Genomic DNA, 7603 nt, shown 5'->3' with positions numbered 1-7603 from the left:
CACCCATCGCCTGCTCCTGGCGTCGTCGTGGTCCGTGTCCGTGGCGAAAACCCGGGCGCCTGACGGTAGGCCACCGGAGATCGAGGGCAGGTGGCTCAGTTGATCGGTGGATGCGGCACGAGCCTGCCTGACGACGTGTCGACACCTCGTGGCCCACCCAGCTCCCGCCCCCCGATCGGATGCCGTTCGCCCCGCGGCCGCATCTCCGCCGACCCGACCCGCGCCCTCCCGTGCAGGATGCGGTTCCCAGGCAGCGCCGGAAGTCTTGTATGGTTTCTCGCGAATCATCCAGAGGGGTGGAGGGACCGGCCCTACGAAGCCCCGGCAACTCCCCGGTCGACTCGGCGTTCCCCGAACGCCCCACGTCGTCGGGTTCAGTGCCAACTCCGGCCCGCGCCAACGTGGCGCGGGAAAAGATGAGGAGACACGGTGCTCTCTGTGCTGCCTTTCGCCCCGGCTCTGTCCGACCCGGGCTTTCCGCGTACCCGTCTCGTGATCGTCGCGGCATATCAGCCGACCGCCTCGGCTCTTTCCCGCTGACCATCCCTGCCCTCTCCCCCGGGCGGGGTCGCTGCGAGTCATGCCTCGCAGATCGAGACTGGAGTACCTCTTTTCATGGATATCTCGGATATTTCTAGCGGTGTGGGTGTTCTCGACAAGGCAGCGGTGATCCTCGGCGCGCTGGCGTCGGGCCCGGCCACGCTTGCCGGGCTGGTCGCCTCCACCGGCTTGTCACGGCCCACAGCCCACCGACTCGCCCTCGCACTCGAGCGCCACCGTCTGGTCGGCAGGGACCTGGAGGGCCGCTTCGTCCTCGGTCCTCGGCTCGGCGAGCTCTCGGCCGCCGCGGGCGCGGTCTGCCTGCTGGCGGCCGCCGGCCCGGTCCTCACCTCTCTCCGGGACACCACCGGCGAGAGCGCGCAGCTCTACCGGCGCCAGGGCGACATGCGCATCTGCTTGGCCGTCGCCGAGCGGACCAGCGGCCTGCGCGACATCGTGCCGGTGGGGTCCACGCTTCCCATGAAGGTCGGCTCGGCCGCCCAGATCCTGCTGGCCTGGGAGGAACCCGAGCGTTTCCACGAAGGTCTGCAGGGTGCTCGCTTCACGGCCGCCGCTCTCAGCGGCGTACGGCGCCGGGGCTGGGCCCAGTCGATCGGAGAGCGCGAACCCGGCATGGCCTCCGTCTCGGCGCCGGTCCGCAACGCGTCCCGGCGCGTCGTCGCGGCCGTCACGGTCACCGGCCCGATCCAACGCCTCACCCGACACCCCGGCACCCGGCTCGCGCAGGCCGCCGTCGACGCGGCCGACCGCCTCACCGAAGCCGTCTCCCACCCCTGACCCCGGCAGCACCGCGTGGCGGTCCCAGCTCTCCCTGCCCTGCGACTCCAGCCGGTTCTCGGGTCGGGGACCAGCCCCTCATCACCCGGACGAGCGGTTGCGCGGTGCCGTCGGTCGCGGCTGCCCGCAGCCGCTGGGTCACGGGAGTGCGCTGTCGAGCCGAGGGGCGGGCTGCTTCGGCGCGGCGGGTTCCCTCGCTGCCGGTTCAAGCGCGAGAAGGAGGAGCCCTGCGCAGATCGGGATGTGGACGAAGGTGTCGGCCGGCTGCCACGGCTCGCCCAGGAACGTCAGGGACACCAGCACCAGCAGCACCGGCTCGACGTAACTGAGCACGCCGAACAGGGAGAACGGCAGGACACTGCTGGCGGTCAGGTACAGCGCGAACCCGGCGGCGCTGAGGATCCCGAGCAGGACGAGTCCGGCGATCAGCCGCGGATCGTGGGCGACCGTGCCGAGTGACGGCTTGGCCAACAGGACGAAGACCGAGAAGGGGAGCATCGCGATGAGCTCGAAGAGCTGGGCCGCGGCGGAGTCCAGGGCGAACGCGCGACGGCTGACGAAGTAGAGCGGAAGCCCCAGTGCGACGAGCAGGGTGGGCCAGCGCAGCCCGCCGGCGACGACCACGGCCGCCGCGACTCCCGCGGCGGCACAGAGCACAGCGGCGATCCGCACGCGGGACAGTCTCTCGCGGTAGACCGCGACGCTGACCACCACCATGACCAGGGGCAAAATGAGATAGCCCAGAGAGAGATCGAGGCCGTGCCCGCTCTGGGGCGCCCATCCGAAAAGCCACAGTTGCAGCCCCAGGAGAGCGGCGTCCACGGCCAGGAAACCGGCCAGACGCGGTGTCGCGCGCAGACGGCCGGCCAGCGCCGCGGCCTGGTTCCACATCCGCGCCGCGCAGAAGAAGGCCGCCAGGAAGGCGACCATGGCGATGATGCGGTAGCCCAGGATCTGCTCGGGATCCAGTGGCAGAAGGTGCGGCGGGATCATGAAAATGGTCCCGAAGACGACCGACGCTCCGACCGAGGACGCAATCCCGGACGCAGGGACGGAGAGGGTGCGCGCGTTCATGTGAGCGGAGGTGCCTTCCGGAGGAGTCGAGGAGTGAGAGGTGCCCTGGGACCGATCAGCGGCGAGCTCCAGCTTCTCCCACCTCGCCTGTAAGGACCAGCGATGAATCGTGGATCTGATTCATTAGGGTTCGTGCATGGTTCTCTCTGATCTCCGCCGCCTGAGGATGCTTCACGAACTCGCCGAGCGGGGGACCCTCGCCGCTGTGGCCGCCGCCATCGGCTACAGCCCTTCGGCGGTCTCCCAGCAGCTGGCCGTACTCGAGCGGGAAGCCGGTACCCGACTGATCGAGCCGGCCGGACGCGGGGTCCGGCTCACCGACGCCGGGAAGGTGCTCGCCCGTCACGCCGCCGTCCTGTCGAACGTCGCCGAAGCCGCCGAGACCGAGCTGGCGAACCTGACCCAGGAAGTCCGCGGCAGGATCCGTGCCGTGGGCCTGCAATCGGCCGCCCGCCGTCTGCTCATCCCCGCGCTGGTGGAAGTGGCACGTTCGCACCCGCTCGTCGAGGTCGAGATCACCGAGCTCGAACTCGAAGTGGCCCTGCCCGAGCTGCGGCTGGGAACCGTCGACCTCGTCATCAGCGACGAGTACGAAGGCCATCCCCGCCCACGCCCGGACGGTGTGGACCATCATCTGCTCCTGCGCGAGGGGACCCGCCTGGTTCTGCCGGCAGGACACCCACTCGCCGCCCACCCCGGGCCCGTTGCCCTTTCCTCGCTGCGCCACGAGGTCTGGGCTTCTTCGAGCGGCGGTACCGGACACCACGCGATGATCATCGGGACCTGCCGGGCACACGGAGGATTCGACCCCGACCTCCGACACCGGTCCAACGACGCCGACGTCCAGCTCGAACTCGTCCGCAGCACGGGCGCGGTGACCCTGCTGCCCGACCTGACCCTGCCTGCCGCGGACCCGCGCCTGGCCATTCGCGACATCGCAGGTACCAGCCTGACCCGACGCCTCTACGCCGTGATCCGCCGACAGTCCCCCACCTCACCGGCCCTCAACGCCTACATCGAAGCTCTGCGCCGGCAGGGTTGACGCCGCCTTCGCCTGAACGTCGTCACACTGTGTCGAGGACCTCGTGCGCCCGGCGAGCAGGGGACGCTGTGGAGAGCGCAAGACCGACATGATCGACGCGATCCGCGCGGCGAAGGAGGCGCTGGTCACCGAGCACCTGATCCAGCCCCTGCGGTGAGGCATTTGCCGCTGCGGCGGGCGACGAGGTGGTGGGTGCCGACGGCCTCGGGGACGGCCTTCCGCTGTTGGTTGGTGCCGCCCGTGTAGGCCCAGAGCTGGACGGGGGCGTTGTCGGCGGTGGAGCGGTCGGTGCCGTCCACCACCTGGTCGGGGTTGTTGCGGTTCGCCAGGCGGACGTGACCGCTGTCGGTGGGGACGAGGCGGAGCTGCTGGGCGGTGGTGCCGTTGCAGGCGTACTGCTGGACGACCGTGCCGTCGGCGGCGGCCGCCGCGCGGACGTCGACGCAGAAGCCGTTGGCCTGGGAGGTGAGCGTCTGCCAGGGGGCTGCGGTCGCGGGGGCGTCACCGAGCCACTTGAGGGCGTCGACGAGGAGCCGGTTCTGGGGAGCGGAGGCGAGGATGAGGAGGTGCGGGTGTCGGTGGCGTAGTTCATGGCCTTGTGGCCGAAGTTGGCGTACAGCATGCGGTAGCGGGTGTTCGTCCAGACGATCGGGTAGTCGCCGCTGGCCCAGGAGTGGTTCGGGTCGGTGCCGAGGGGGAAGCTCGACGGGTTCACCGAGGCGAGGACCTTGACGGAGGGGTTGGTCCGCAGGTTGTTGGACCAGCTGTACCACTCGCTGACGGCGGAGGTCCACGTGGCGGGGAGGGCACCCGCTGCGGGATGGCTCGCGTCCTCGGTGCGCAGGACCACGGTGGTGGGCCCCAGGTGTTGGTGCGGAAGTTTCCGCTGCCGAGGAAGTCGTTGTAGTACCAGCTTCAGGCGGAGGCGTTGGTGGTGAAGGCCGAGACGTGGAAGCCGAGCCAGGCGCCGCCGGCGCGGATGTAGCACTCGAAGCCGGCGCGCTGGGCCGCGGTCTGCGGGGCGTCGTCGAGGAAGAGGACGACTTCGTAGGCGTCGACGCCGCCGTTGGCGAGGAGGTCCCACTCCCTGGAGGGGGTGTAGGTCGGCGGGCGACCCAAAAGCCCTTGTCGCTCTGGGGCCATCCCCGCGCGGGCGGGGAGCAGGTCGACCACCAGCCCACGGTCATCGAGATGACGGGTCCATCCCCGCGGGCGCGGGGAGCAGTTCGTTGCGGCCGATGGTGAGGAGGGACCATCCCCGCACGGGCGGGGAGCAGTCATGGGCCCAGTAGCCCCGCCGGTCCCGACCGGGGCCATCCCCGCAGGCACGGGGAGCAGCAGCTGACCGGGGCGCCCGTGGAGGCGAATCCGGGACCATCCCCGCGGCCGCGGGAAAGTTGCTTGGTAGTGGGCCGACGCCGGGGAGAACCGCAGGTCAAAAGGCTGCTCCCCGCGGCCGCGCCCGCAACCGGTGGTGCAACCCTCCAAACAATCGGTGATGCAACCGGTGACGCGACCTCCGCCGGAGGTCACCGGGCGGCCGGCCCTCCAGCGGGGAGGCGCGGGTTGTCGTGGCCGAGGCCGGACGCCATGATCACGGCATGGGCGAGGAGACGGTGGTCGAGAAGACCTGGCGCGGAATGCTGGAGGGACACCCTGGGGCGCGGCGGGGGGATCCTGCGGTCACAGCGGCCGCCTACGCCGAGCCTCGGCTGCGGGCCTTGTACCCGTTCCCGAGCCACGGGGCGCTCACCTTCCACCGGAACACCCAGTTCCCGTGGAGCAATGACCTGCCGTACATCGTGGGCGACGCTCAATGGTGCATCGTCTACGGGCCGCTGCACGTGGGCGGCATACTGGGCGAATCGCTTACACCGCGGGAGGCGGCCGCTCTGGTGGTGGCCCATCTGCCCGACGACTGTGGGCCGGCCTTCGAAGGGCCCTGGCCCCGGCCGGACCGCCCTGTCGACTGAGCCGACCGCATAGCTGCAGACTGCTCAAACTCCGCCGAAACGGGCAACCCCCGCCGCCGAAGAAGTAAGGCGCCCTTGATGACGTTCTTCCAGTGCGGCAGCTGCCGTCGGGCTGTAACGCCGACGATTGCCGAGCGGTCCCTGCCGACCTTTGATACGGATGACGGGTGGCACCGGCCGGAGGCGTCACCCTCAGACGCGAACGGGCACTCCACCGATCCCGTCGTACGAATGCCCCCGGGAACATTCGCCGTCGATCCCGATCCCTCTGGGCCGCCCTACGTACTGGATGAGGTGTCCGGCTTCCTTGTCGAGTCCGGCCCGCGGGGCACCATCGTGCTCAACCCGGCGGACGGCCTCGGGCTGGAGGAACACCCCGACGTTGCGATGCGCCGCGGCTACTGCTGCGGGATGGACGGCGAATGGGGCCCCAACCTCGTGTGTATGTGTGGCGCGGCCATCGCCACCCTCTACTCGGATTGCTACCAAGTCCAAGAGCTGAGATTGCAACCCGACACCGTTGAACGTTGCCCTTGACCGCCCAGCTGCCCTTTCTGCGCCCGATCGGAGGGGCGCCCCTATCTCTTTGGTCAAGTTGTCTGGACCCCCGACGCCCATGGCGGTGTCAGCCCGGTGCGATGGTTGGCGCCGCCGCACGTGAATCGAGTCGGGTTGCTACTGAGGTTGAACTCGTGATGTCGCTGGGTTGCTCAGGCGGGTCGGACGGTCTGGCCGGTCTCGGCGAGGCAGCCGTCCAGGAGGTCGGTGCGGTACTGGATGTGCCGTAAGCCGCGTCGGGTGCGCTGGACGAGGTGTTCGGGGGTGCTGAAGGCAACGTTGGAGAGCCAGCCGCGTCGCAGCAGCGACCAGATCCCTTCGACGGGGTTGAGGTCGGGTGCGTAGGGCGGCAGGTAGTAGATCGTCAGCCATTCCCGGGAGGCGGTGAACTCCCGCAGGCCGGCGGCTTTGTGGACGTTCAGGTTGTCCCGGACGAGGACGATCAGGCCGCCGAGCTGCTGGTGGGCGGCGATCAGCAAGTCCCGGTAGTCGCGCCAGGAGAAGCTTTTGCGTCCGTCGCGCGGGCCGTCGTCCCGGCGTGGCCGGTAGATCAGCCGGGACCGGTGGCCGGGTTTGTAGCAGGTCGGCGCGGCAATCGATATCCGTCTACGGGAACGGCCGCGGACCCGCACCACCGGAGTCCGGCCGCGCTGCGACCAGGTCCTGGCCTGCGGCGGCGTCATGGAGAATCCGGCTTCCTCCTCGAAGATCCGCCAGGCTCCACTCACCGCCGCGAGCCTTTCGCGCAGGGCCACACCTCCTTGACCCACCCGGCCACCGCCTCGTCGTCCCGCTCCATCGCACGCCGGGCCGGGACCTGACAGGACCAGCCGTTACGTACCAGCAGCTTGCGCACGCCCTGGATCGTGTAGGTCAGGTGGAAACGCCGGCCGATCACCGTCTTCACGCGGCTCAGGGTCCAGCGCTGGTCTTCCCAGCCGTGCGCGGCCGGCCCCTTGGCCAGCTCCGCCTCCAGCTGGGCGAACTGCCTCGTGCTCAGCCTCGGCAGCGATGCCGGCCCCTGCGATCGCAGAGTCCGCGGACCGCCCTCGTCCCACATCCGCCGCCACCGTTGCACCGAGCGGACGCTGACCCGCAGGTCCTTGGCGATCGCGGAGCTCGCCTCACCCCGGGCGAACCTCTCGGCTGCCTCAAGCCGTAACCCCTCGCGGAACTGCTGCCGTTCGGCGGTCAGCCCGCCACCTTGTGGATACCGCGTGTCCAGGTGATACCGCGCAGACGACGAGCCGTCAGCCCCTACGACACCACGAGTTCAAGTTCAGTAGCAATGCAGGATGCAACTCCACGGATCAACCTGGGGCAATTTTCCGTTTTCTCGGGGAAGCGACTCTGACATTCATTACAGATCACAAAGCGCGACCCATCCAGCAAATTGGAAATTTCGACCCTCAAACATCTCTCGATCGAATTTCTATTCGTGCGCCAAAATTCACACATTCACGAAGATTACACCTCGGTCTCTTCACGAATCCTTCACGGTCGCCCCTACAACCTTCGTAAACCTGATCGTTTCAGCGGGCGAATTCACCGACCCTGTACAGCCGCTCCCGGTTTGCCCTGTTGGACATGTGGAGGGATTGAGCTCTTGAATGAAGCG

Annotated in this window: 6 protein-coding genes, 1 pseudogene and 1 riboswitch; of the genes and pseudogenes, 4 read left to right on the top strand and 3 right to left on the bottom strand. The window is 69.0% G+C overall.

Translation table 11 applies throughout. The features are described from left to right. Positions 1 to 281: 281 nt before the first annotated feature. Positions 282 to 423, top strand: a riboswitch (SAM riboswitch). Positions 424 to 615: 192 nt separating this feature from the next. Beyond that, complete coding sequence (locus IE321_RS33395) at positions 616 to 1338, top strand: IclR family transcriptional regulator (RefSeq protein ID WP_190225650.1); 723 nt, start codon at positions 616 to 618, stop codon at positions 1336 to 1338. A gap of 138 nt (positions 1339 to 1476) precedes the next feature. On the opposite strand, the gene rarD is transcribed toward IE321_RS33395, so the two are convergent. Beyond that, positions 1477 to 2412 (bottom strand): EamA family transporter RarD, encoded by a 936-nt coding sequence (rarD, locus tag IE321_RS33390; RefSeq protein WP_190225649.1) that lies wholly within the window; start codon positions 2410 to 2412, stop codon positions 1477 to 1479. A gap of 136 nt (positions 2413 to 2548) precedes the next feature. Here rarD and IE321_RS33385 point away from each other — a divergent pair, with 136 nt between their 5' ends. Continuing rightward, complete coding sequence (locus tag IE321_RS33385; RefSeq protein WP_190225648.1) at positions 2549 to 3454, top strand: LysR family transcriptional regulator; 906 nt, start codon at positions 2549 to 2551, stop codon at positions 3452 to 3454. A gap of 125 nt (positions 3455 to 3579) precedes the next feature. Here IE321_RS33385 and IE321_RS33380 read toward each other — a convergent pair. Next, a pseudogene (locus IE321_RS33380) lies at positions 3580 to 4558 on the bottom strand (ThuA domain-containing protein); the annotation flags it as partial. A gap of 497 nt (positions 4559 to 5055) precedes the next feature. Between IE321_RS33380 and IE321_RS33375 the strand changes: the two are divergent. Both IE321_RS33375 and IE321_RS33370 read left to right on the top strand, forming a co-directional pair. Next, positions 5056 to 5427, top strand: a complete 372-nt coding sequence (locus IE321_RS33375) for a DUF6193 family natural product biosynthesis protein (RefSeq protein ID WP_190225647.1) — start codon at positions 5056 to 5058, stop codon at positions 5425 to 5427. A 78-nt stretch (positions 5428 to 5505) separates the two neighbouring features. Next, the gene (locus IE321_RS33370) at positions 5506 to 5964 is read left to right on the top strand and encodes a hypothetical protein (protein WP_190225646.1); all 459 of its coding nucleotides are present in this window, start codon (positions 5506 to 5508) and stop codon (positions 5962 to 5964) included. 173 nt (positions 5965 to 6137) lie between these two features. Here the strand turns inward: IE321_RS33370 and IE321_RS43340 are convergent. Further along, positions 6138 to 7210 (bottom strand): IS630 family transposase gene (locus IE321_RS43340; RefSeq protein ID WP_434095604.1). Its coding sequence is split into 2 segments (ribosomal slippage): positions 6138 to 6758 and positions 6761 to 7210, totalling 1071 coding nucleotides; the frame shifts between segments, so codons are not numbered across the junction. Positions 7211 to 7603 lie beyond the last annotated feature (393 nt).

Source organism: Streptomyces hydrogenans (assembly GCF_014656075.1).
Lineage (GTDB): Bacteria > Actinomycetota > Actinomycetes > Streptomycetales > Streptomycetaceae > Streptomyces > Streptomyces hydrogenans.
The sequence above is the reverse complement of the archived record's forward strand: the minus strand, read 5'-3'. Positions and strand labels throughout refer to the sequence as shown.